General features: G+C 76.1%; 23 protein-coding genes. 11 read left to right on the forward strand and 12 right to left on the reverse strand.

Translation table 11 applies throughout. The features are described from left to right. Positions 1-26 precede the first annotated feature (26 nt). The 3 genes from IEV86_RS05060 to IEV86_RS05070 are packed head-to-tail and all read right to left on the reverse strand — an operon-like array spanning position 27 to position 2,650. Complete coding sequence (locus tag IEV86_RS05060; RefSeq protein WP_188484560.1) at positions 27-1,331, reverse strand: NYN domain-containing protein; 1,305 nt, start codon at positions 1,329-1,331, stop codon at positions 27-29. A gap of 24 nt (positions 1,332-1,355) precedes the next feature. Then, positions 1,356-2,135 (reverse strand): zf-HC2 domain-containing protein, encoded by a 780-nt coding sequence (locus IEV86_RS05065; RefSeq protein WP_188484561.1) that lies wholly within the window; start codon positions 2,133-2,135, stop codon positions 1,356-1,358. Further along, a complete protein-coding gene (locus tag IEV86_RS05070) occupies positions 2,132-2,650 on the reverse strand; it encodes a sigma-70 family RNA polymerase sigma factor (RefSeq protein ID WP_043610532.1) in 519 nt (172 codons plus the stop codon). Before IEV86_RS05070 ends, IEV86_RS05065 begins: the two co-directional genes overlap by 4 nt. A gap of 206 nt (positions 2,651-2,856) precedes the next feature. Between IEV86_RS05070 and IEV86_RS05075 the strand changes: the two genes are divergently transcribed. Further along, a complete protein-coding gene (locus IEV86_RS05075) occupies positions 2,857-3,261 on the forward strand; it encodes a hypothetical protein (protein ID WP_081978977.1) in 405 nt (134 codons plus the stop codon). 19 nt (positions 3,262-3,280) lie between these two features. On the opposite strand, the gene IEV86_RS05080 is transcribed toward IEV86_RS05075, so the two are convergent. From IEV86_RS05080 to IEV86_RS05095, 4 genes are all read right to left on the reverse strand, one after another. Then, positions 3,281-3,754 (reverse strand): QcrA and Rieske domain-containing protein, encoded by a 474-nt coding sequence (locus IEV86_RS05080; protein ID WP_229734471.1) that lies wholly within the window; start codon positions 3,752-3,754, stop codon positions 3,281-3,283. 92 nt (positions 3,755-3,846) lie between these two features. Further along, the gene (locus tag IEV86_RS05085; RefSeq protein ID WP_043608982.1) at positions 3,847-4,683 is read right to left on the reverse strand and encodes an ABC transporter permease; all 837 of its coding nucleotides are present in this window, start codon (positions 4,681-4,683) and stop codon (positions 3,847-3,849) included. Beyond that, positions 4,670-5,644 carry an ABC transporter ATP-binding protein gene (locus tag IEV86_RS05090; protein WP_188484584.1) on the reverse strand — a complete coding sequence of 325 codons (975 nt, stop codon included), beginning with the start codon at positions 5,642-5,644 and terminating at the stop codon, positions 4,670-4,672. The genes IEV86_RS05085 and IEV86_RS05090 overlap by 14 nt, the downstream gene beginning before the upstream one ends. A 59-nt stretch (positions 5,645-5,703) precedes the next feature. Then, positions 5,704-6,984: a hypothetical protein gene (locus IEV86_RS05095; RefSeq protein ID WP_043608984.1), complete on the reverse strand. Its 1,281-nt coding sequence runs from the start codon at positions 6,982-6,984 to the stop codon at positions 5,704-5,706. Between the two features lie 105 nt (positions 6,985-7,089). On the opposite strand from IEV86_RS05095, the gene IEV86_RS05100 reads away from it, so the two are divergent. Together IEV86_RS05100 and IEV86_RS05105 are read left to right on the forward strand one after the other, a co-directional pair. Then, positions 7,090-7,743 (forward strand): response regulator transcription factor, encoded by a 654-nt coding sequence (locus IEV86_RS05100; RefSeq protein WP_043608987.1) that lies wholly within the window; start codon positions 7,090-7,092, stop codon positions 7,741-7,743. 1 nt (position 7,744) lies between these two features. Further along, positions 7,745-9,241, forward strand: a complete 1,497-nt coding sequence (locus tag IEV86_RS05105; RefSeq protein ID WP_081978890.1) for a sensor histidine kinase — start codon at positions 7,745-7,747, stop codon at positions 9,239-9,241. On the opposite strand, the gene IEV86_RS05110 is transcribed toward IEV86_RS05105, so the two are convergent. Beyond that, a complete protein-coding gene (locus IEV86_RS05110) occupies positions 9,183-10,199 on the reverse strand; it encodes a magnesium and cobalt transport protein CorA (RefSeq protein WP_043608991.1) in 1,017 nt (338 codons plus the stop codon). The genes IEV86_RS05105 and IEV86_RS05110 overlap by 59 nt on opposite strands. A 1-nt stretch (position 10,200) precedes the next feature. Beyond that, positions 10,201-11,238, reverse strand: a complete 1,038-nt coding sequence (locus IEV86_RS17840) for a deaminase (protein ID WP_202595198.1) — start codon at positions 11,236-11,238, stop codon at positions 10,201-10,203. Between the two features lie 212 nt (positions 11,239-11,450). Here IEV86_RS17840 and IEV86_RS05125 point away from each other — a divergent pair, with 212 nt between their 5' ends. After that, complete coding sequence (locus tag IEV86_RS05125) at positions 11,451-12,653, forward strand: M20 metallopeptidase family protein (protein ID WP_188484563.1); 1,203 nt, start codon at positions 11,451-11,453, stop codon at positions 12,651-12,653. A 96-nt stretch (positions 12,654-12,749) separates the two neighbouring features. Here the strand turns inward: IEV86_RS05125 and IEV86_RS05130 are convergent, their stop codons facing one another. After that, a complete protein-coding gene (locus IEV86_RS05130) occupies positions 12,750-14,921 on the reverse strand; it encodes a bifunctional polysaccharide deacetylase/glycosyltransferase family 2 protein (protein ID WP_202595199.1) in 2,172 nt (723 codons plus the stop codon). 19 nt (positions 14,922-14,940) lie between these two features. After that, positions 14,941-15,579: a hypothetical protein gene (locus tag IEV86_RS05135; protein ID WP_188484564.1), complete on the reverse strand. Its 639-nt coding sequence runs from the start codon at positions 15,577-15,579 to the stop codon at positions 14,941-14,943. Positions 15,580-16,072: 493 nt separating this feature from the next. Here IEV86_RS05135 and IEV86_RS05140 point away from each other — a divergent pair, with 493 nt between their 5' ends. The 3 genes from IEV86_RS05140 (at position 16,073) to IEV86_RS05150 (ending at position 18,899) form a co-directional block, all read left to right on the forward strand. Continuing rightward, on the forward strand, positions 16,073-16,516 hold the full coding sequence (locus tag IEV86_RS05140) for a VOC family protein (protein ID WP_043610109.1): 444 nt from the start codon (positions 16,073-16,075) through the stop codon (positions 16,514-16,516). Between the two features lie 136 nt (positions 16,517-16,652). Then, on the forward strand, positions 16,653-17,078 hold the full coding sequence (locus tag IEV86_RS05145) for a pyridoxamine 5'-phosphate oxidase family protein (protein WP_043610107.1): 426 nt from the start codon (positions 16,653-16,655) through the stop codon (positions 17,076-17,078). Positions 17,079-17,360: 282 nt separating this feature from the next. Next, positions 17,361-18,899: an HNH endonuclease signature motif containing protein gene (locus IEV86_RS05150; RefSeq protein WP_052426555.1), complete on the forward strand. Its 1,539-nt coding sequence runs from the start codon at positions 17,361-17,363 to the stop codon at positions 18,897-18,899. A 143-nt stretch (positions 18,900-19,042) separates the two neighbouring features. Here the strand turns inward: IEV86_RS05150 and IEV86_RS05155 are convergent, their stop codons facing one another. Further along, positions 19,043-20,371: an MFS transporter gene (locus IEV86_RS05155; RefSeq protein ID WP_043610111.1), complete on the reverse strand. Its 1,329-nt coding sequence runs from the start codon at positions 20,369-20,371 to the stop codon at positions 19,043-19,045. A gap of 207 nt (positions 20,372-20,578) precedes the next feature. Here IEV86_RS05155 and IEV86_RS05160 point away from each other — a divergent pair, with 207 nt between their 5' ends. The 4 genes from IEV86_RS05160 to IEV86_RS05175 all read left to right on the forward strand — a co-directional run bounded on the left by IEV86_RS05160 (position 20,579) and on the right by IEV86_RS05175 (position 23,961). Continuing rightward, entirely contained in the window at positions 20,579-21,142 is a 564-nt protein-coding gene (locus IEV86_RS05160) for an NUDIX hydrolase (protein ID WP_043610544.1), read from the forward strand. Between the two features lie 89 nt (positions 21,143-21,231). Beyond that, positions 21,232-22,005, forward strand: a complete 774-nt coding sequence (locus IEV86_RS05165) for an SDR family oxidoreductase (protein WP_043610542.1) — start codon at positions 21,232-21,234, stop codon at positions 22,003-22,005. Further along, positions 22,002-23,060 carry a putative protein N(5)-glutamine methyltransferase gene (locus tag IEV86_RS05170; RefSeq protein ID WP_229734472.1) on the forward strand — a complete coding sequence of 353 codons (1,059 nt, stop codon included), beginning with the start codon at positions 22,002-22,004 and terminating at the stop codon, positions 23,058-23,060. Before IEV86_RS05165 ends, IEV86_RS05170 begins: the two co-directional genes overlap by 4 nt. Positions 23,061-23,175: 115 nt before the next feature. Then, positions 23,176-23,961 carry an SRPBCC family protein gene (locus IEV86_RS05175; RefSeq protein WP_188484565.1) on the forward strand — a complete coding sequence of 262 codons (786 nt, stop codon included), beginning with the start codon at positions 23,176-23,178 and terminating at the stop codon, positions 23,959-23,961. Positions 23,962-24,033: the final 72 nt, after the last annotated feature.

Raw genomic sequence — 24,033 nt, forward strand, 5'->3', positions numbered from 1 at the left:
CCCCGGATCTGCCCACACGTGTCCGGTCACCGGCGCAGCAGCCCGCCGCTCACCCACGAGCGGACCGCGGCGAGGTCGTGTCCCGAGAGCTCCATGCGCGCGCCGCGGCACAGCCCCACGACGTTGTCGGCCCACGTCTCGGCGACCTTGCGCAGCGACGGCCGCGCCGCCAGGTCGAGCCCCGCGTAGGACACACCGGCGACGACGTTGTTGACCGAGGCCCGGCCGATCGGCTCACCCGCCGTCTGGCACGCGTCGTGCACGCGTCGGACGGTCTCGGGCCGGTCGAACGGGTGGGCGGCGACGTCCTCGGCCAGCGCCGTCAGGAGCACCCGGTACCGCTCGGTCGGCAGGTTCGGGATGTCGGTGACGTCGACGACCTGGCGCTGCAGCGGCGGCAGGTCGACGCCGCCGGGTCCCGCGAGGTCGGCCTCGCTGAAGCGGCTCGGGTCCCACACGAACCCGGACGCCGCGGCGACCTCGGGCACGGTGCGGGACAGCCACGACGCGAAACCGCCCGCGCCGTCCCAGCCCGGGACGAGGTCCGGCTCGGCCTTCTGCGCCGCCTGCGCGACGGCTCCGCCGTTGAGGGGCCGGTCCGCGGCCCGGACGAGGCGCAGGACGGCACGCCGCGCGCGCTGCCGCGCCGGGGTCTCGGGCGCCGTGGCGGGGACCGCCGCCCCGGCGGCGACGGCCTCGGCACCCCCGCCGGACGCGGCGACGCCGGGGGCCGCTCCCCCGCCCGCCGTCGCGGCCCGCGGGACGGGCGCCGGCTCGTCGAGCAGCCGCTGCGGCGCCTGGACGAGCTCGGTCAGCTCGTCCGCGGTGATGACCGTGTCGGCGACCGCGCGGTACGCGCTCGCCGCGGGGCTCGCGGTGATGATCGTGACGCGGCGGTCGGCGGCCCGGCAGCGCAGCGCGAGCGGCGTGAAGTCCGCGTCGGCCGACACGATGACGAACTCGTCGTACCGCGTCGGCGCGCTCAGCGCGTCCACGGCGTCGAGCACGAGGTTGATGTCAGCGCTGCTCTTGCCCTGCTGCGTGAGCGACGGGCAGTCGACGACGCTGAAGCCCGCACGCGTGAAGTTGGGCCTGAACTGCGAGAACGTCGAGGGGTTGAGGTAGCAGGCGCGCACGAGGAACCGCCGCGTGAAGTCGCCGTCGGCATCGCTGCCGTTCTCCAGGGCGGTCAGCCAGTCCCCCGGCGACGTCGCGAACGCCTCGGCCGCGACGGGGTCGAGGCGCCGCAGCCCGATGTACACGTTGTCGAAGTCGACGAACAGCGCGCAGCGGAGCCGTCGCCCGTTCTCGGTCGTGTCGATGATCGTCACGCGAGCATCCTCTCGCGTGCGCGGTCACACCTGCGCGCTCAGGAGCACCGTGCCGTCACCCGAACGCAGCTCGATCCCGACGATCCGGTCGACGCGCACCGCGGTCGACGCGGGGACGACGTGCTCACCGGCCTCCGCACGCCACGTCGCGACCTCGACCGTCGACCCGTCGGCGGTGCGGACCACGAGCGCGTAGGACGCCACGCCGTCCGCCCTGGACCCGTACGGCCCCGCGTCCCCGTCCGGCGTCGGGCCGTCGGGGTACCGGCACGTGACCTCCAGGCGCGTCCCCCAGGTCACGTCCTCGACGCGCACCCACCCCTCGACGCCGACGTCGCCCACGGGTTCGAGGCGCACGACCTCACCCCGCGCCTCGACGACGGGACCCCGCTCGGCCCACGGCCCGGGGAGGGTCGCCGTCGCCACGCCGATCCCCGCCGCGGCGGCGGCCGCGACCGCCCCCAGGCCGACGGCGGTCCGCCGCACTCGCCGCCGCCGCTCACGCCGTGCGGCGTCGAGCAGCGCGAGCAGGACCGTCGGCGGAGGTCCGTCGTCGTCGCCGGGCGTCTGCCCGGCGATGCTCGCACCGTCGCCACGACGGCGACCCTCCCGCCCCGTCCCGGCCAGCCCGCCGAGCGCGGACGGCGGCACCCGGTCGAGCGCGCGCACGGTCCACGTGGCCTCGTCCGCAGCCGCGCGGCACGGGGCGCACACGGCGAGGTGCTCCTCGAGCCCCGCGCGCTCGCGCCCGCCCAGCGCGCCCAGCGCGTAGGCGGCGACGTCGTCGGTCCACCGGTCGTTCACCGCTCGACCCCCATCTCCTCGAGCACGAGCCGCAGCGAGCGCAGCGCGTAGTGCGTGCGCGACTTGACCGTGCCGGGCGGGACGCCGAGCTCGCGTGCGGCCTCCGCGACCGAGCGCCCGCCGAACCAGCACAGCACGAGGACCTGGCGGTGCTGCGCCGACAGCCGCGTGAGGGCCTCGGCCACGACCCAGCCGTCGAGCGCGTCCTCGGCGGACGTCGTGTGCGCACGCCCGTGCGCCTCGGGCGGCTCGGGTGGTTCGGCCGCGAGCACCTCGTGCCGGCGCCGTCCCGACCGCCACTCGTCGACGACGATCCGCCGCGCGACCGTGAACAGCCAAGCGCGCGCCGACCCGGCGGAGCGGCCGAGCACGTCCGGGTGCCGCCACGCGCGCAGGAACGTCTCCTGCACGACGTCCTCGGCGCGCGACCGGTCGCCGTTCGTGAGGCGGAGCACGTACGACCACAGGTCGCGCGCGTGCTCGTCGTGCAGCGCGACGAGCAGGCTCTCGCTCACCGGTCGGTCACCCGCCCCTCGCACCCTGCCCGCACCCACGCCGGTGCCCGCGCGGGCCCGACCTGCGCCCGTCCCCGTGCCGCTGCCACGGGGACGTCCCCGCCCGGACGCCGCGGTCCGTGTGCCCAGTGTGCTCCGCGGCCCCTCCGGGCGTCGCCGAGCCGCGCGGCGTGAACCGGACGGGTCCCTGGCACGTCGTCCCGGGCATGAGCACCGTCACGACCGTCGCGCGCGGGCTCACGGCCGCCGCCGTGCTGCTGTCCGCCGTCATCCACCTGGACCTGTGGCTCCTCGGGGTCCGGACGAGCGCCCTCGGCCCGGCGTTCCTCCTCAACGCGGTCGGCGGGCTCGTCGTCGCGCTCGCGGTGCTGGTCTGGCGCTCGGCCCTGCCGCTGCTCGCCGCCATGGCGTTCGGCGCGGCGACCCTCGGCGCGTACGTCCTGTCGCTCACGGTCGGGCTCGCGGGCGTGCGCAACGAGTGGGGCGACCCGCTCGCGACGGCGGCCGCGGTGGCCGAGGCCGCCGCGGTCCTGCTCGCGCTGGGCGCGCTCGTCACCGAGCATCGCGGGCGGACCGGCGTGCGCGGCGGGCGTCGCGCCCGTCCCGCGTAGCGCCCGGCGGTCCGCGCCGTCACGCCTCGACGACGGCACCGTCCCGCACCTCGACCGCGACGGGCTCCAGCGGCCGCTCGGCCGGACCGGTCACGACCTCACCCGTCGTCGCGCGGAACACCGATCCGTGGCACGGGCAGCGCAGCTCGTCGCCCTCGGGAGCGACGGTGCAGCCGAGGTGGGTGCAGATCGCGCTGAAGCACACCGCGGTCCCGGCCTCCGGCTGCGCGACCACGACGGGGTCGCCCGCCGCGGTGGTCACCGCGACGGCGCCGCCCACCGGCACGGCGTCGAGCGTGACGAGCGCCTCGCCCGACGAGCCGCCGTCCGCGCCGCCCGCCTGCTCCGGCGCGCCGCCGCCGGAGCCGCCGTCCGACCCGCCCGTCCCGGCACCCGGCTCCTGCGCGGCGCACGCGGCCACGACCGCACCGGCGCCGACCACGAGACCCCCGGCGAGCACCTGACGTCGCGCGGTCCCCCGGTGCACCTCCACCGCCCCACCTCCCGCGGGCACCCCGGCGGCGCCCTCACCCGGTCAGACGTCGTGGCCCGCCGGACGGTTCACCCGGCGCCGCGGGCCGTGCGTCAGGAGGTGACGTCCGCCGTGACGAACCGGCTCCACGCGAGCGCGCCGAACACCGCGACCCAGGCGGCCTGGACCGCGAGGCCCTGGCCGAGGACGCCCCAGTCGACCTCGACGCGCAGGAACTCCGCGAAGTCGAACCAGTGGTGCGTGAGCAGCGCGGGGTGGATCGAGGCGAGCTGCGGGAGGCTGTCGAGCACCGCGGAGACGACCGCGACGACGACGGTCGCCGCCATCGCGCCGACCGGGACCTCCGTGAGCGTCGAGAAGAACAGACCGACGGCCACGAGCCCCGTGAGCGACAGCGCGACGTACGCCACGACGCCCGCGACCCGGGCCATCCCCGCGGACGCGGGGATGGTCGTGCCCGACAGCAGGGCGAGGTCGCCGACGCCGAACAGCGCCGCACCCGTCACCGACGCGACGAGGGCGATCCCGAGGACCGCGCTCGCCACGAACGCGAGCGTCGCGACCGCCTTGACCGCGAGCAGCCGCGTCCGCGGCACGGGCAGGGTCAGCAGGTACCGCAGCGTGCCGCCCGAGGCCTCGCCCGCGATGGCGTCGCCCGACGCGATCCCCGTCGTCAGGGGCAGCAGGAACGGCAGGCACAGGAACAGGGCGGTCACGACGAGGAACAGCCCGTTGCCGGTGATGCGGGCGAGGAAGCCGGGACCCTGGCCCGCGAGCGCCGAGTCCTGCGTCGCGAAGACGACGAGCCCGAGGATCACGGGGACGGCGGCGAGGCCGGCGAGCAGCGCGAGGTTGCGCCGCCGGCCGAACACGAGCCGCAGCTCGGCGCGCAGCATCCGCGGCCACACCCCCAGCTCAGCGTGCGACATCGAAGCCCTCCCCCGTGAGCGTCACGAACAGGTCCTCGAGGCTCGGCCGGCGCGCCGCGAGTCCCAGCACCGCCACGCCGTCGGCGACCAGCACCTCGGCGACGCGGGGCAGCGGGACGTCGCCCAGCACGGCCTGCACCTCACCGGTCGCGTCCGCCGCGACCTCGGTGAGCCCGAGCCGGACGAGCGCGCGCGCGGCGTCGGGCACCTGGTCCGGGACCGTCGCGACGACGACGCGCGGCGCCTCCAGCGACGTGAGCGCGCTGCGCTCCCCCTGCAGCACCAGCCGGCCGCGGCTCATGATCCCGACGTGGGAGCACACCTGCTCGATCTCGCTGAGCAGGTGCGACGAGACGAGCACGGTCGTGCCGGCGTCCGCGAGCTCGCGCACGAGCACCCGGACCTCGCGCGTGCCCTGGGGGTCGAGGCCGTTGGTGGGCTCGTCGAGCACCAGGAGGTCGCGCGGCCTCAGCAGCGCCGCCGCGAGACCCAGTCGCTGCTTCATGCCCAGCGAGTACTGGCGGTACCGCTTGCCGGCGGCGGCGGTCAGACCGACCCGGGCGAGCGCCTCGTCGACGCGCCGACGCGCGGTGCGCGGGTCCGACGACGCGTCGAACGCGTCGAGCCGCTCGAGGTTGGCGCGTCCGCTCAGGTACGGCTGGAAGCCGGGCCCCTCGACGAGCACCCCGACGCGCGGCAGGACCGAGCGGACCGCGTGCGGTATGGGCTCGCCGAGCAGCGTCGCGCTGCCCGCGGTCGGCCGGACGAGGCCGAGCAGCATGCGCAGGGTCGTGGTCTTGCCCGAGCCGTTGGGCCCGAGGAACCCGTAGACGGCGCCGCGCGGCACGTGCAGGTCGACGCCGTCGACGGCGACCTGCCCCGAGCGGAACCGCTTGGTCAGGCCGACGGTCCGGACCGCCGCGTCGGCCGCGGCGTCGTCGGGCGTGTCCACGGACCGCACCGTACCCGCGGGGGCCGCCGCCGAGAGGTCGGCGGTCCCCGCGGGGGCCTGGGCGGTCCTCACGCGAGGCCGAGCAGCGTCGCGGCGGGCACGGCGCCGACGAGCACGCGACCGTCGGGGGTCACGAGCACGCTGAGCAGCGTCGAGGACAGCAGGCGACCCTCGGGCACCTCGGTCGTGAGCTGCTCGTAGAGCACCGACACGTCGAGGTCGAGCTCACCGCCGCCGTCGCCGCGGAACTCGCCGATGAGCTCCTGCGCACGCTCGGAGCCGATGACGCGCTCGCCCAGCTCGTCCGCGGAGGCGGCGTCGCCCGCGAGCAGCGCGGCGACGTCGACGCCCGCGACCTCGGTGACGGCGTCCCAGCCCTCACCGGTGACGGTGACGCCCGGCGGGAGGAGCTCGGTGGGGTCGGGGACCTCGGTCAGGTCGAGGTCGGACAGCCGCTCCTGCGCGAGTCGCTCGGCGTCGGCGGCGTCGGGCGGCGTGGGGACCACGACCTCGCGCTGCTCGGCACCGGCGGGTGCGGAGAACTCGAGCACGCCCGCGTCGGGCGCGGAGAACGACACGTCGGTGAAGCCGATCTCCAGCGCGGGGACGTCCGGGTCCTGGGTGCTCCACACCTGGACGCGCAGCGGCGCGGACGTCTCGTGGTCCACCGCGACGACGACGCGGTCGACGAGCGTCCCGGACGTCCGCGGCGTGACGACCGCCTGGTACGCGGGCCGGCCGGCGACGGTCGTCGGGGCGTCGACCGAGACGGTCGAGTGCTCCTCTGCTCGCGTCAGCGCCGTCCGCGCGAGCTCCTCGGGGGTCGGCAGGCCCTCGGCGACCTCGGGCCGGACCCCGTCGCGGGCCTTCTCGGCGGCGGCGTCGTAGCGCGCGCGGCCCTCCGCGTCGAGCGTGTAGTGGACGACCTCGTCGTCGACGCTCGAGTACGTCCACGCCTCGGGCCCGTCGTGCACGACGGAGTACTCCGACGCGGTCCCGAGCAGCGACACGCGCGACCGCTCCCCGCCGTCCGACCACACGCGCAGCGTCGAGCTGCCGCCGAGCAGCACGAGCGGGTCGGCACCCGTCGCCTCGCTCACCGGGAGCTCGGGCAGGCCCAGGCGCGCGGTGTACACGACCGTGCCGGTCACGGGTACCGGCTCGGCCGCCGCGACGCGCGCGAGCAGCTCCTCCGCGGTGACGTCCGGGAGGTCGGCGTCGCCCGCGGCCGCCAGCAGCGGCGGGGCGCCGAACGCGGCGGCCACGGCGACCGCGACCCCGACGGGCACGGCCCACGGCGCGCGCGAGCGCAGGGAGGAGGAGCGGACGGGTGCGTCGGAGGTGCTCATGCGGCCACTGTGCTCCGGGGCCGCTGAGAGGGCCCTGAGAGCCGCCCCCCGGTCCGCCCCCGTGGTGGGACGCGTCGCGCCGGGGCGCGGTGTCATGCTGCACCCGTGCGCGTGCTCGTGGTCGACGACGAACGGGGGCTGACGCGCGCCCTGCAACGGGGGCTCGGGGCGGAGGGCTTCGCGGTCGACGTCGTGCACGACGGCGACTCCGCGCTCGAGGCGGCGACGAGCGTCGACTACGACGCGATCGTGCTCGACATCATGCTGCCGCGCCGCAACGGCTACGACGTGCTGGCGGCGCTGCGGGACCGCGAGGTGTGGACCCCGGTCCTCATGCTGAGCGCGAAGGACGGCGAGCACGACGTCGCCGACGGCCTCGACCTCGGCGCCGACGACTACCTCACCAAGCCGTTCTCGTTCGTGGTGCTCGTCGCGCGGCTGCGCGCCCTCGTGCGCCGCCCCACGGGCGCCCGGCCCGCGGTGCTCACCGCGGGCGACGTCACGCTGGACCCGTCGACGCGTGAGGTGACCCGCGCGGGTTCCCCCGTCGACCTGACCGCGCGCGAGACGTCGCTCCTGGAGTACCTCATGCGGCACGCCGACCGCGCCGTGGGCAAGGTCGAGCTCCGGGACCACGTGTGGGACGCACCCGGCGAGGACCTCAACGTCGTCGAGGTGTACGTCGGCTACCTGCGTCGCAAGCTCGGGCGCGACGCCGTCGTGACCGTGCGCGGCACGGGCTACCGCATGGGTGGCTGAGGTGACCCGGTCCGCGCCGGACGCGACGGGCCCGGCCACGACGCCGTCCGGCGAGGCGCCTGCCCGCCGGTCGCTGCGGGTCCGGCTGACCGCGATCACCGCGGGGCTGCTGTGCGTCGCGCTCGCCGCCGGGGCGGTGTCGCTGACGACGGTCCTGTCCCGCAGCCGCGTCGCCGCGCTCGACGACATCGTCCGCGAGCGCGCCTCGACGGTCGCGGCGCTCGCCGACGACGACCGCCTGCCGGACGCGCTCCCGGTCCGCGAGCCGGGAGAGGTCGTCCAGATCGTCGACGCGCAGGGGCGCGTGGTCGCGTCGTCGCCGAACGCGTCCCGCACGCTGCCCGTGCTCGCGGACGCCGAGGTCGAGGCCCTCCTGCGCTCCGCCGACCGGGACCCCGGCGAGGTCGTCGTCGGCGCGACCGACGCGAGCGCGTACGACGGGCCCGCGCGCGTCGCCGTCGTCGGCGCACGGCACGACGGCGAGGACGTCCTCGTCGTGGCGACCGTCCCCGTCGCGGAGGTCCGCGACCTCCTGCGCGCGCTCAGCCTCGCGCTCGTCGGCGTCGTGCCCGTGCTCACCGCGGGCCTCGCGCTCGCGGTGTGGCTCGTGCTGGGCCGGGCGCTGCGGCCGGTCGAGCAGATGCGGCGTGCGGCCGAGCAGGTCGCGGTCGCGGGCGGACCGGGCTCGATCCCCGTCGGGCCCCGCGACGACGAGCTCGCCGCGCTCGCGCGCACGCTCAACACGATGCTCGACCGCCTGGACGCCGCCGCGGCCCGCCAGCAGCGGTTCGTCGCCGACGCCGCGCACGAGCTGCGGTCGCCGCTGGCGGCCGTGCGCGCCACGGTCGACGTCGCGCGTGCGCACCCCGACGCGTACCCGGTCGCCGAGCTCGCGGCCGACCTCGAGCCCGAGGTCCTGCGCGTCCAGTCGCTCGTCGAGGACCTGCTCCTCCTCGCGCGCGTCGGCGCCCGCCCCACGCCTGCCGACGCGGCCGACCTCGCCGACGTCGTGCGCGGGGCCGTGTCGGCGTCGCGCTTCGCCGTCCCGGGCGCCGTCGTGCCGCGGCTCGAGGTGCGCGACGCCGACGCGGGGACGGTGCGCGGGGACGTCGACGCGCTCACGCGCGTGGTCCGCAACCTGCTCGACAACGCCGCACGGCACGCCGCGGGACGCGTCGTCGTCACGGCGGGCGCGCACGAGGTCGTGGTCGAGGACGACGGCGCGGGCGTCCCCGAGGCCGACCGCGAGCGCGTGCTCGAACGCTTCGTCCGCCTCGACGAGGCGCGCGAGCGCGAGGCGGGCGGGAGCGGGCTCGGGCTCGCCATCGCTCGCGAGGTCGCGCGCGAGCACGGCGGCGACGTCCTGCTCGGCTCGTCCTCGCTGGGCGGTCTCGAGGCGCGCCTCGCACTGCCGGTCCCCCGCGCCGCGGACGCCGGGGCTACAGCCAGCCGCGCGACCGGAACACCCGGTACAGCGCGAACGACCCGCCGGCCATGAGCGCGAGCGCGAACGGGTAGCCCAGCAGCCAGCCGAGCTCGGGCATGTGCTCGAAGTTCATGCCGTAGACCGTCCCGACGAGGGTCGGCGCGAAGAAGATGGCCGCCCAGGCCGAGATGCGCTTGACCTCCTCGTTCTGCTGCAGGCTCGCGTGCGTCATGGTGCGCATCTCCTCGTTCTGCCGCTGCGCCACGATCGTCGCGTTGAGGCTGAGCGCGTTCTGCAGCAGCGCGCGGAACGCGTCGACGCGCTCGACGACGCGCACCACGTGGTCCCGCACGTCACGCAGGTAGCGGCGCAGCTCGTCCTCGACGCCGTACTTCCCGGAGCCGGCGTCGAGCGCGTCGAGCATGCCGAGCAGCGGCGTCGCGGCGCGCTGGAACGCCATGACCTCGCGCAGCAGCTCGTAGATGCGACGCGAGACGGCCGGGTCGCCGCCGAACAGCTGGTCCTCGACCTCGTCGACGTCGTTCTGCAGGCCCGCGACGACGGGCGCGTAGCCGTCCACCACCTCGTCCATGACGGCGTAGAGCACGGCCTCCGGACCGAGGCGCAGGAGGTCCGGCTGGCCCTCGAGCCGCTCGCGGACGCGGTGCAGGTCGGGGCGGTCGAGGTGACGCACCGTGACGACGAAGTCCGTGCCCGTGAAGACGTGCAGCTCGCCGAACTCGACGCGCTCCTCGGCGTCGTCGTAGTGGGCAGGGCGCAGGACCGTGAACAGCACGTCGCCGTAGCGCTCGAGCTTGGGCCGCTGGTGCGCGCGGACCGTGTCCTCGACGGCGAGGGGGTGGATCCCGAACTCCGTCGCGACCGACCCGACCTCGGCCTCGTCGGGCCGGTAGACGCCGATCCACGCCATGCCGCCGAGCTCGCGCAGGCACTCGAACGTCGTGTCGAGCGACGCCGGCTCGGCGACCCGCACGCCGTCGACGTAGACGGCGTTGTCGACGACCGCCACGTCACCGCCGCCCGAGCCACGCCGTGAACGGCGCGGAGACGTCGACGGTCGTGCTGCCGAGGCGGACGAGGTCGGGGCGGGCCGCCGTCACCGCGTCGCGCAGGGCCGCGTCGTCGCCGCCGAGCGCCCCCGGGACGACGTCCTTGCTCGCGGCGTACACGATCGCGTCCACGCCGGCGGCCGCCGCGACGACGCGGCACACCGGGCACGGCTCGCAGCTCGAGTGGACGACGACGCCGCGCAGGTCGCCCGTGCCCGCGCGCCGGGCGGCGTCGCGGACGGCCTCGACCTCGGCGTGGGCCGTCGGGTCGTGCGTCGCGTCCACCGTGTTCACCCCCACGCCGACGACGACGCCGTCGCGGACCGCGACCGCCCCGAACGGCTGCCCGCCCGCTGCGACGTTGCGGCTCGCGAGCTCGACCGCGAGCGCGAGCAGCGCGGCCTCGCCACCGTCGGGCACGGGGTCGCCGACGGCGACGAGCCCGGCGCCGGGGGTCGGGCGGGTGGCCCCCTCGTTGCGCGCGACCGTCGCCGCGCCGTCGCGCGCAACCGTCGCCACGCCGTCGTGCGCGACCGTCACCGCGCCGTCGTCGTCGGCGTCGTGCGTGCGCCCGTCCGCGCCGTCGTCGTCGGGCGCCGTGGCGAGCTCCTGGAACACCGTGACGTGCAGCCCCTCGGGGCCGAGGAACCGCGCGTTGAGCGAGGACCACGGTGTCCGCACGGGCTCGGCGAGGACGTCCGCGCCGGCCTCGCCGAGGCGCGCCGTCACGGCCGCGGAGTCGTCGACCTCGAACGCCAGGCGCACGGGCGTGCTCGCCGCACCGCCCGTCTCGACGGCCGCGATGAACGCCGACTGCGCCGCGTTCGCGAGCTCCAGGGTCGCGCGGCCCGCATCCAGGATCGTGACCTGCGCCCCGCCGGGTCCGGCGAACGCGGCCTCCTCCGTGAGGCCGAGCGCGTCGCGGTAGAACGCGAGCGCGGCGGGCAGGTCGTCGGTGTTGAGGACGACACGGAGCTGTCGGACGGGACGCGCGGCCATGACGGCACGGTAGGCCACGCGTGCGACACCGCCCGTCCCCAGGCGGCGCCCGTCCGTCCGTCCGCCCACCACCGCTGCGCGACCTGGTCCGGCGCACCCTCCGCGACCTCGTCCGGCGCACCCTCCGCGACCTGGTCCGGCACACCCTCCGCGCCCGGTACCGTCGGGCACACCGTCCCGCTGAGGACTCCGCAGACCCACCCGGAGGACCCGTGAACCCGACCGCCCTGCTCGCCGAGGCCGAGGCGCTGCTGCCCGAGCTCGCAGCGCTGCGCCACGACCTGCACCGGATCCCCGAGATCGGGCTCGAGCTGCCCTTGACGCAGGCACGCGTCCTCGAGGCGCTCGACGGGCTGGGGCTCGAGGTGTCCACGGGCGCGGTGCTGGGCTCCGTCGTCGCCGTGCTGCGCGGCGGACGTCCCGGGCCCGCGGTCCTCCTGCGCGGTGACATGGACGCGCTGCCCGTGACCGAGGACAGCGGCGAGGCGTTCACGTCGACCCACGAGGGCGTGATGCACGCGTGCGGTCACGACCTGCACGTCGCAGGGCTCGTGGGGGCCGCGCGCCTGCTCGCCGCGCGCCGTGACGAGCTCGCCGGGTCCGTGGTCCTGATGTTCCAGCCCGGCGAGGAGGGCTTCCACGGCGCGCGGACCATGATCGAGGAGGGCGTGCTCGACGCCGCGGGTGAGCGCGTCGTCGCCGCGTACGGCGTCCACGTCGTCTCGTCGATGGTGCCGCTGGGCGTCGTGACGGGTCGTCCGGGGACGCAGATGGCGGCGTCGGACCAGCTCTACGTGCGCGTCCGCGGGCGCGGCGGCCACGGCTCGATGCCGCACCTCGCCGCGGACCCCGTGACCGTCGCCGCCGAGATCGTGCTCGCGCTCCAGACCGCGGTGACGCGCCAGTTCGACGCGCACGACCCGGTCGTCGTGTCCGTCGGGCGCATCGCCGCGGGAACCGTCGACAACGTCATCCCCGAGGTCGCGGAGATCGACGCGACCGTCCGCACGTTCTCGCACGAGCAGCACGCGATGATCCCCGAGCGCCTCACGCGCGTGGCCGAGCACGTCGCGGCGGCGCACGGCCTGACCGCCGACGTCGTCTACGAGCGCGGCTACCCGGTGACCGTCAACGACGCCGCCGAGGTCGCGCGCGCCGAGCGCGTCGTGACCGACCTGCTGGGCGAGGGCCGGTACGAGACCGCGCTGCGACCGGTGTCCGGCGCGGAGGACTTCTCCTACGTGCTGCAGGAGGTGCCCGGCGCGTTCCTCTTCGTCGGCGCCACGCCCGCGGGTGCGGACCCCGCGACGGCGCCCTACAACCACTCGGCACAGGCGCGCTTCGACGACTCCTCGCTCGCGGTGTCGGCCGCCGTCCTCGCGGGCCTCGCGCTCGACCGCCTCGCCCAGGGCTGACGTCGGCGCGCGCGCTCGAGGCCGCCGTCGGCGCCCGCGCTCGAGGCTGACGTCCGCGACGGGGCCCCGACGCGGGTACCCACCAGCGACATGGCCTCAGGCGGGCACGGCGACGTCGCCCGAGCGGTGCAGCTTGTGCCACGGCAGTCGCGCGCCCGCGACGGCCGCGGCGAGCGACTCGATGACGACGAGGTAGATGAGCTGCCGGTAGAAGAGCTGCTGGAGCGGCTGGCTCCACAGCGGACGCAGGCTCTCCCTGTCGAGGCGCAGCGCGTACGCCGTCGTCGCGACCTGGACCGCCGCGAAGCCGAGCCACACGGCGCCGACGCGCGCGGCGTCGCCGGTGAGCACGCCGTAGAGCGCGATGACGTCGATCGCGGGCGCGACGAGCGGCAGCAGGACCTGGAAGACCACCATGTACGGGATGCCGACGAGGCCCAGGCGCCGGCTCGTCCCGCCCGCCGTGACGGCGCCGCGGTGCTTCCACATGCACTGGAGGGTCCCGTAGCTCCACCGGTACCGCTGACGCCAGAGGTCGCGGACGGTGCTCGGCGCCTCGGTCCACGCGCGGGCCCGCTCCTCGTGGACGACCTCGTAGCCGGCGCGCAGGACCGCCATCGTGAGGTCCGTGTCCTCCGCGAGCGTGTCGGTGCTGAGGCCTCCCGCAGCCTCGAGGGCCTCACGGCGGAACGCACCCGCCGCCCCGGGCACCGTCGTGATGCACCGCATCAGGTCGAGCAGGCGCCGGTCGAGGTTGAAACCGCTGACGTACTCCAGGTGCTGCCAGCGTCCGAGCAGGCCGCGTCGGTTGCCCACCTTGGTGTTGCCGCTGACGGCCCCGACGCGCGGGTCGCGCAGGGGCTGGACGAGCAGCCGGACGGTGGACGGCTCGAACACGGTGTCGCCGTCGAGCATGACGAGCACGTCGTGGGACGCGAGACGGGTCCCCGTGCGCAGCGCCTCGGCCTTGCCCCCGTTCTCCTGCCGCACGACCCGCACGCCCGGCAGGCCGAGGCCCTCGGCGATCTCGCCCGTGCGGTCGGTCGAGCCGTCGTCGATCACGAGGACCTCGAGCTCGGGGTGGTCGCTCCTCGCGAGCGAGCGGAGGGTGGCCTCGATGCCGACCTCCTCGTTGTAGGCGGGGACGAGCACCGTGACCGGCGGCAGCCAGGGCTCCCCCGCCACGCGTGAGGCGGACACCCGCACGTGCCGCCGCGCGAGCAGGACGACGAGCAGCGTCCGCAGCGCCGCGAGACCACCGAGGACGACGACGGACCATCCCACGACCCCGACGAGCGCCGCCGAGACCGGGACGGCCGCGAGCAGGACGGTCCCCTGCGCGACGGTCGACGCCGGCGCCGGCGGGTTCACCTCGCCCGTGAGCCCGACCGCGTCCGAGACGGTCGCGAAGGTGAACCCTGCGGCGGTGTACTCGTCGATCAGGCGCGGGAGCGCGTCCAGCAGCACCGAGGACCCGCCGCCGCCCTCCTCGAGGAGCAGCACCACGCCGTCCTCACCCGGGGGCCGCAGCGCGCGCACGACGTCGTCGGCGGTCCGGGCCGTGCGGGCGTCCACCACCTCGTCCGCGAGCACGACCGCGTAGCCGTCGGCGGTCGCGTCCCGCACGGCGGACAGGCCCGCCTCGTCGAGCGCCTCGACGGTGGACGTGTAGGGCGGCCGTGCGAGACCCGTGCTGGCCCGCGTCGCGCCGGCGACGGCGAGCTGACCCAGCGCCGCGTCGCGCGGCGCCTCGTCCCACCGACGGTGCGACCATCCGTGCGTGCCGATCTCGTGGCCGGCGTCGAGGATCTGGCGCGTGAGCTCCGGGTGCTCCGCGGCACGGACACCGGTGAGGAAGAACGTGGCCGGCACGTCGCGCTCAGCGAGGACGTCGAGCACCGCAGCGGTGCGAGCGTCCGGGCCGTCCTCGAAGGTCAGCGCGACGGTCCGTTCGGCGGCGCGGGTGCGGACGAGGGCGCCGTCGTCGTCGACGAGGAGGACGGGTCCGCTGCCGGTGAGCGACCCCGCGTCGCCGGCGGACGGCGTCGTCCCCTCCGCGCCCGACCCGCCGGGCGCACCGACACGCGTCACCGACGCCTGGACGGCGAGCGCGAGGAGGAGCACGAGGAGCAGGACGACGAGCAGCCACCAGTGCGGCGCGGGCAGCCGCGTGCCGCGTCCCGGACGGGCGGCACGCGCACGGCGGGCGGCGCGGGTCTCACGGGTCGCGTGGGTGGCGGCGGAGGCACCGTGTCCGGTCGGGCTCACGGGGTGACCGCCTAGAGGGTCACGGGGCGCCAGGTGCCGGCGCCGGCGGCTCGGCCGGGGCCGGGGCCGGGGTCACCGGGTCCCCGGTGCGGCCCGGCGCGTCGTCGGCGGGAGCACCGGGGTCGGCGGGGGCGCCCGTGCCGTCGGACCGGCCGGGAGCGGTGGCCGCGGAGCCGGGCGCGGGGTCCGGCGCGGGCTCGGGCGCCGGGTCCGCGACCGGCCCGGGCTCCGGAGCGGGCTCCGGAGCAGGCTCGGGGTCGGGGTCGGGGTCGGGTGCCACCGTCGGGTCGGTGTCCCCCTCGTCAGCGGCGGCCGGTGCGACCGCGGCCGTGCGGCCCTGCAACGCTTCGGTCGCCGCCTGCGTGGTGCGGGCGGGCGTCCCGCCCGGGGAGCGACTGTCGTCCGTGCCGGGTTGCGGTCCGGGTGCAGTCACGTCCGGTCCCTGGTCGGCTCGCGCGGGCGGGGCCGGTTCCTGGGCGAGCACGGTGCCGAGGCCCGGTACGTCGAGCCCACCCAGCGGGAGGAGCACCGCGCCGAGCGCGAGCGCGACGCCACCGCCGAGCCCGAGGCCCGCGCCCGCCGTGACCCGTCGCGTGAGTCGTGCGCGGCGACCCGTGGGGTCGACGAAGACGGGTCCCGTCCTCCGGTCCTGATCCATCGCGCCCTCCGTCCGTCCGCCGAGGAGTGTGCCACGGCCGCCCGGGCCCGGTCCTGCCAGGGCGTCCCGGCCCGTCCGCTCCTCGCCGGCACACGCGCGCACGGCGTCGTCGTGGGGCGGCGTCGTGAGGCGGCGTCGTGCGGCGGCGCGTGAGGCGTGTCGTGCGGCGGCGTCGTGCGGCGGCGTCGTGCGGCGGCGTCGTGCGGCGGCGTCGTGCGGCGGCGTCGTGCGGCGGCGTCGTGCGGCGGCGTCGTGCGGCGGCGCGTGAGGCGGCGTCGTGCGGCGGCGCGTGAGGCGTCGTCGTGAGGCCCGGGGGTCGCCGTCGTGAAGGCGGCCCGGTCGTCGTCGGGCGCCCCTCGTCGTCCCCCCTCCCGCGTCGCTCGTCGGCGCGGCGGCCCCACCCCCGTGCCTCGCCCCCGGCCTTGACGACCGCCGTCCGGCGGCGCACGGTGCTCGTGGGACGCCGCCCGTCCCTCGACACCCTGGGGGGACGATGACGACACGCCTGAACCCGTACCTGAGCTTCCGCGACTGCGCGCGCGAGGCCATGGAGCTGTACCGCTCGGTGTTCGGCGGCGAGGTCACGTTCAGCACGTTCGCCGAGTTCGGGGCGAGCGAGGACCCGGCCGAGTCGGACAAGATCATGCACGCGATGCTCACGACGCCCGGGGGCATGGTGCTCATGGCGTCGGACACCCCGAACTCGCTCGAGGTGCCGTCGGGATCGAGCATCTCGCTGTCGATCACGGGCGGCGACGAGGTGGAGCTCCGCGGCTACTGGGAGCGCCTCGCGGACGGGGGCGAGGTCGTCATGCCGCTCGAGGCCGCTCCCTGGGGCGACACGTTCGGCATGCTCACCGACCGCTTCGGCACCGCCTGGATGATCAGCATCGCGGGCCGCGGCTCGCCCGACCACCGCGACGTGCCCACCGGGTAGGAGCCGCTTCCTCGGCGGGTCCGGCGCGGCTCACGCCCGACCCGTCCACCGCCTGACCGCCTCGGACCAGGACCGCAGGTCCCGGGACGCGGGAGGCCTCCGTGGCTAGCGTGGGAGGACACGAGGAGGTGCTGCCATGACCGGGACCGACGAGGACGTCGTGACCGTGCTCGACGACGACGCGGTGTGGTCGTTCCTGCGGTCGCAGGAGGTCGGCCGGCTGGGCTACCACGTGGGGCACGAGGTGTACGTCGTCCCCGTCAACTACGCCGTCGACGACCACCGGCTCGTCTTCCTGACCGCTGCTGGGAGCAAGCTGTTCGGTGTGACCGTCAACAAGGCGGTCGCCTTCGAGGTCGACGAGATCGGGCCGACGACCGCCACGAGCGTGCTCGTGCGCGGCACCGCCCGTCACCTCACCGGGGTCGCCGCGCAGAGCGCCGCAGGCCTCGCGCTCCGCCCGTGGGTCCCCACGCCGAAGACCGAGTACGTCTCGATCGAGCCCGTCGAGGTGACGGGCCGACGCTTCCGTCTCGAGCGCGAGGACCCCGATCTGACCTGAGCCCTGTGCGCCCGCCGGGCACCGGCGCACGGCTGGCCGACGCGTGCGGCCGCCGGCGCGTGCGCCCGCCGACGCGTGCGGCCGCAGGCACGACGCGCCCTTCGCCCGACCGCCGTCGCGTGCGCCCGCCGGCGCGTGCGGCCACCGGCGCGTGCGCCCGCCGGCGCGTGCGGCCACCGGCGCGTTGCGGCCGCAGGCACGACGCGCCCTTCGCCCGACCGCCGTCCACAGCCTCGGCGTCCCACGGGTGTCGTGTCGGACCCTTCGGGTAGATTCGTACACATGTTCGATCGAGGTCCGGAGCTGGCCGGTGGCGGCAGCGCGCTGCCCCCCGGCGCCCGGCGAGCCGTGCCGCCACCGGACGACGCCCTGGCGGACCTCCTCGCCGCCGCGCCCTCGCCCGGCCTGGCGCACGCGCTGACGTCGCTCGACCCGACCCGCCTCGACGAGGTCGGTCTCACCGGCGCCGTCGCCGCCTGGGACCGCATGGCCTCGTGGGTCGCCGCCCAGCAGGCCCGGGTCGTCCTGGAGCTCGCCCGCCGCGAGCGGCCGCGCCTCGCCCCGGACTCGTACGTCGCCGACATGATCGGCTGCGAGATGTCCGTGACGCGGCGCGCGGCACAGGTCCTCGTGGACCGGGCCTGGGCTCTCGACGCCGCCCCAGCGGTTGCCGACGCCATGATGCGCGGAGAGGTGGCGGTCGCGAAGGCGGACGCGATCCTGCGAGGCACGGAGCACCTCCCGGCCGAGCTGGCCGCGGTCGTCCAGGCGACGGTCCTGCCTGACGCCGCGCACCGCACGGTCCCCCAGCTCCGCGATGCGTTGCGCCGCGCCGAGCTCGCCTGCGCCCCCGACCTCGCCGCCGGCCGCCATGAGCGCGCCCGAGCGGAGCGCGGGGTCTGGCTCCGTCCCTCGACGGACGCCATGGCGTGGGTCAACGCACTGCTCCCTGCCGCGGACGCCATGCGCGTGATGACGGCCGTCGACGCCCTCGCCACCTCGTGCGGGCCAGACGACGACCGGCCGGCCGACGCACGGCGGGCCGACGCCCTCACGGACCTCGCGACGACGGTCCTCGACAGGGGCACGGACCTCACGGGTGCACCGCTGCCCGTCCACCAGGGCCGACGGCCGCACCTCCAGGTGACCGTCACGCTGGCTGCCCTCTGCGGCGATACCGACACGAGCGCGGAGCTCGCCGGTTACGGTCCTGTGCCGGCATCGGTCGCCCGAGCGATCGCGGCCGAGGCCAGCTGGACATTCCTCGCGGTCGATGCGCGCAGCGGGCAGGTCGTCGACCGGTCGGCGTCCTCCTACCGGCCCTCGGCTGCCGTCACGCGCGCCGTCGTCGACCGCGACGTCACGTGCACCTTCCCCGGCTGCCGTGTCCCGGCCCCGCGGTGCGACCTCGACCACACGGTCCCGTTCGACCCCCGGCGCCCGGCAGCGGACCAGACGACCACCGCGAACCTCGCGGCACTGTGCCGCCACCACCACCGGCTCAAGACGCATGCCCGCTGGACACCCGTCCATGACAGGACGACCGGCACCACGACGTGGACCACGCCGGACGGCGTCACGTACTCCCGTGACCCGGTGCCCGTCCCGTTCGAGCAGCACCCGCTCCCACAACCGTCCCGCCGCCCGACGCAGGACGCCCGCGACGCCCTCGACGACCGCGACGACCGCGAGGCGACCGGAGCCGAGAGCTCGTGGCGCGGGGCCGCGGTCCGGATCGCGATGATCCGCCCCGCCACACCCCGTCGCGCCCCCGCGCCCGGCGGCCCGCCGCCGACCGACGAGGACCCTCCACCCTTCTAGGACCCGCGCCCCTTCTAGAACCGGCGCCCCTTCTCGGGCCCGCGCGCCTTCTCGAACCCGCGCCTTCTCGGACCCGCGCCCCTTCTCGGACCCGCGCCCCTTCTCGGACTTGCGCACCGGCACCGAGCGGCGCACCACCCGTCCTACCTGCCGCGGGCGCCGTCGTGCTCGTCCTGCCGAGCGGTGAGGTCGGCGAGCGCCCGCCGACCCGACGGGAGCGCGCCGGCGAGCCCGACGACGGCGAAGAGAGCCAGTCCGGCGACGACCAGGATCGACTCGACGGTGAAGACGTCGGCCAGTGGCCCGAACACGGCCATCCCGAGCGGCATCGCGACCGCCATGACGATCCCGACGAACCCGAAGACACGGCCGTGCATCTCCGGTTCGACGGTCTCCTGCAGGAGAGTCATCGACGGGGTGGAGAAGAACGGGACGGCGAGCCCCAGCAGGAACATGAGCCCGAAGAAGAGCCACATCCAACCGGCCACGCCCATGAGCACGGACAGCACGCCGAACGCGACGGTCGATGCGAGGACCAGCGTGATCCTGCTGCCGAGCCGCTGCCCGACGGCGGCGATCGCGGCGCCGCCCAGCAGCATCCCGACGCTGAACGCGAGCTCGTTCACGGTCAGCTTCCACACCTCGTCGCCGAACGTCCGCACCACGAGCAGCGGCGTCAGGTACGACGGCGCCACGATCAGCAGGAACACCAGCGCGTACAGCCCGAGGAACCACCGGACGAACCCGTGACGCGCCACGTACCGGACACCGGCCACGAGGTCGTCGAAGTAGCCCACGGGCTCCCCGCTGCGGACCAGTCGCGGGACGGTGAGCACCGCCAGGAGCGAGATCCCGACGGCCGCCGTGACGACGTCGATGAAGAACACCGCGACGATCGACGACGTCGCGTAGACGGCCGCGGCCGCGGCCGGTGCGAGGAGCGCGAGACCCGCCTGGATCGTCGCGTTGACCCCGTTGACGCGCAGCAGCTGGTCCCCCGGGACGATCTGCGGGACCAGTGCCGCGACGGCGGGCGTCTGGATGCCCGCGCCCGCGGAACGGATCGCGAGCGCGACGTAGATGAGCCACAGGTCGTCCGGGCCGTCGAAGCCGTTGAGCATGAGGACGGCGAGGGCGAGGGTCGTCAGCGCGATCACGGCGTCCGCGCCCATGACGAGCTTCTTGCGGTCGAGCCGGTCGGCCCAGACCCCGCCGAACACCGAGACGACGGCCTGCGGCAGGAAGCCGACGACCGACGAGATCGCGAGGACGGTCCCCGAACGCGTCTCGAGGGTCAGGTGCCACATGACCGCGTACTGCACGATCATCGAGCCGAAGAGCGACACCGTCTGGCCCGAGAGGAACAGGACGAGGTCCCGCTTCCACCCCGGCCGGTGCCCGTCCCGCCCGCCTGGTGGAGGACCGACGTCGACGTCCGCGCCTGGCGCCGTCGGCTCGGGGCGTGTGGTCACCGCGCCATCGTCGTCGCGCGCCGACGGCGGGTCCACGGAATTCGCCGACGGCGGACGCGCACGGGCTCCGCGGGGCGACACGGGCTCCGCGGGGCGACGCGGGCGACGCTGGCGACGCGGGGCGACGCGGGGCGACGCGGGGCGACGCGGGCGACGCGGGGCGACGCCCCGCGCCGCGCTCTCGGCGGCGCGGGCTAGCCTCGCCCGGTGCCCGACCACCTCGCCGACCTCACCGCGACGCTCGCCACGTGGTCGCCGGCCGCACGGCACCAGGTGGCCCTCCGCGACCAGTACCTGGCGTTCCTCGCTGCGAACGGCCCCTCGGCGCTGCGGCGCGACGGCGGGCCGGAGCACGTGACCGCCAGCTGCTTCGTCCTGACGCCGGACCTGTCGCACGTGCTCCTGAGCCTTCACCGCAAGGGCGGGTTCTGGGTGCAGCTCGGTGGCCACCTCGAGCCCGACGACGCCTCGGTGTCCGACGCCGCCCACCGCGAGGCGGCCGAGGAGGGCGGCGTCGACGCGCTCGACGTGCCGTGGCGCGCCCCCGTCGACCTGGACCGGCACGCCCTGTCCGACCGCTTCGGCCGATGCCGCGTGCACTGGGACGTCGGCTACGTCGCGTTCGCCGCCCACGGGGCGCAGCCGACGACCTCGGACGAGAGCGACGACGTGGCGTGGTTCCCCGTCGACGAGCTCCCGCCCGTCGTCCCGCCCGGGTTCGCCTCCCGGCTCGCCACTGTCCTCGACGTCGTCCGCACGCGTCGTCAGTAGGGTGAGCCGCGCCGCACCGTCGCGGCCGACCGTCCGACCCCCCGTGCCCGCACGCGCCGGCCGGTCGCACCTGCACCACGGAGGGCAGCATGCGCACGACCGTCGTCACCGGAGCCGCGTCGGGCATCGGCCGCGCGACCGCCGATCTGCTCCGCTCACGGGGCGAGCGGGTGGTCGGTGTCGACCGGCACGAGGCCGAGGTCCTCGCGGACCTCTCCACCACCCAGGGACGCGCGGCGATGGTCGCGCAGGTCGACGAGCTGACCGGTGGACACGTCGACGCCGTCCTCGCGGTCGCGGGGACCGCCAACAAGGGCACGGCCGACGTCACCGTCAACGTCTTCGGAGCCGTCGCGACCCTCGAGGGCCTCCGCCCGCTCCTCGCCGGGTCGCCCTCACCGCGCGCCGCCGTGACGAGCTCGATGTCGAGCCTGCTCCCGCACGACGCCCTCCTGGTCGAGCTGTGCCTCGCCGACGACGAGCCGGGCGCCGTGGCGCGCGCCGAGCACCTCCTCGCGACGGGCCAGGGCCGGGTCATCTACGGCAGCACCAAGCGTGCGATCGCGCGCTGGGTGCGCCGCGCGGCACCGACGGCGGAGTGGGCCGGGGCGGGGATCCCGCTCAACGCCGTCGCGCCCGGGATCGTCGAGACGCCCATGACGGCGGACTGGATCTCCACGCCCGAGAAGCGCGAGAAGCTCCGGGGCCAGGTGCCGATGCCCCTGCACGGCTTCGCCACGCCCGAGGTCCCGGCGCGACTCCTCGCGTGGATCACCTCCGAGGAGAACACGCACCTGTGCGGCCAGGTCGTGTTCGTCGACGGCGGTGCCGACGTGGTCCTGCGGGGCGACTCCACCTGGTGACCGACACCCCGGTCCCGTCCGGGTCGCCCTCCGACGCGGCCGACGACGACGTCGCGCGCCGTCTGCGTGCCGCCGAACCTGTGCACGCGGACGACGAGACCCGGATCCTGCCCTCGCAAACCGACGACGACGTCGTGCGCCGTCTGCGCGCCGCCGAACCTGTGCACGCGGACGACGAGACCCGGATCCTGCCCTCGCAAACCGACGACGACGTCGTGCGCCGTCTGCGTGCCGCCGAACCTGTGCACGCGGACGACGAGACCCGGATCCTGCCCTCGCAGGCCGACGACGGCGTTGTGCGCCGTCTGCGCGCCGCGGGATGCGTGTTCGCCGAGGACGAGGCCCGGCTCCTGCGTGCGCAGGCCGACGGCGACCTCCTCGACGCGCTCGTGACGCGCCGCGTCGCCGGCGAGCCGCTCGAGCACGTGCTCGGGTGGGCCGAGCTCGCTGGTGTGCGCGTCGTCGTCGCGCCCGGCGTCTTCGTCCCCCGGCGACGCACGACCCTGATGGTCGAGGAGGCGACGAGGCTCGCGCGCGCGGCGACCGCCCCGCGCCCGGTCGTCGTGGACCTGTGCTGCGGCACGGGGGCCGTGGGGCTGGTCGTCGCGCTCAGGACCGGGGACGTCGAGCTCCACGCCGTCGACGTCGACCCGGCAGCGGTGCGGTGCGCACAGGACAACCTCGCGCGCGTCGGCGGGCGCGCCCGGACCGGCGACCTCACGGCGGGACTGCCGCACGAGCTGCGCGGACGGGTCGACGTCGTCGTCGCGAACGTCCCGTACGTGCCCACCGACGAGGTCCGACTCCTGCCCCCGGAGTCGCGCCTGCACGAGCCGGTGACCGCCGTCGACGGCGGACCCGACGGTCTCGGCCTCGTGCGACGTGTCCTCTCCGAGGCCGCCAGCTGGCTCGCCCGCCCCGGTCACGTGCTCGTCGAGGTCGCGGCCCACCAGGTCCCGGACGCCGAGCAGGCAGCCCGGGCAGCCGACCTGGTGCCCCGCACCGTGCGCGACGACGACCTCGACGCCGTGGTCCTCGTCGCGTCGGCACGCTGAGCACGCGAGCCACCCGGCCAGGGACGACGACGGACCGCACCGGCTGCCGTCTCGACGAGCGATCACGGGAACCGGCTCGCATGCTGACGTGACCGTACCTACGTGAGGAGAGGTCATGACGACGAAGGTCGAGAAGTCCGTCGTGGTCGACGTGCCTGTGAGCGTCGCCTACGGGCAGTGGACGCAGTTCGAGGAGTTCCCGCACTTCATGGGCGGTGTCACCGAGGTGCGCCAGCTCACCGACGACCGCCTCCACTGGGTCGCCGAGATCGCCGGCGTCAAGCGCGAGTGGCAGGCGAGGATCCTCGAGCAGGTGCCGGACCAGAAGGTCGCGTGGGCGGCGACGGAGGGTGCGACCAACGCCGGGGCGGTGCGGTTCGAGCCGGCCGGCCCGGGCAGCACGCACGTGCACCTGACGCTCGAGTACGAGCCCGAGGGCCTCGTCGAGAAGGTCGGCGACGCGCTGAGCATCGTCGAGAAGCAGGCCGAGGGCGACCTCGAGCGGTTCAAGGCCTTCATCGAGGAGCGCGGCACGGCGACGGGCACGTGGCGCGGTGAGGTCCCGGGTACTGCCGGCTCGCCCACCGTCGACGACGCCGCCGCCTCCCGTGGCGACTCGGGCAAGGCCGGGGTGTCCGGCAAGGCCGTCGCCGCCGGTGCAGCGGTCGCGGGTGCTGCCGTCGCGGCGGCCGTCGCCGCGCGGTCCGGGTCCGACGACCAGCGCTCCGAGGCCGCCGACGCCGCGTCGATCGCCGTCCCGCCGCCGCCCCCGGGCACGACCGCCACGACGACCGGCGCGACGACCGGCGCCGCACCTGTCGGGACGACGGCGACGGACGAGCTGGGCACGCCCGTCGTCGACGCCGACGACATCCCGCCCGGGGACCTCACCCGACCCTGAGCGCGACGCGTGGGCGGGGACGCGGGCCCGGCCGTCAAGCCGGGCCCGCGTCGTGCACGCCCGGCCCGCCGG

The organism is Cellulomonas carbonis (genome assembly GCF_014636275.1).
Lineage (GTDB): Bacteria > Actinomycetota > Actinomycetes > Actinomycetales > Cellulomonadaceae > Actinotalea > Actinotalea carbonis.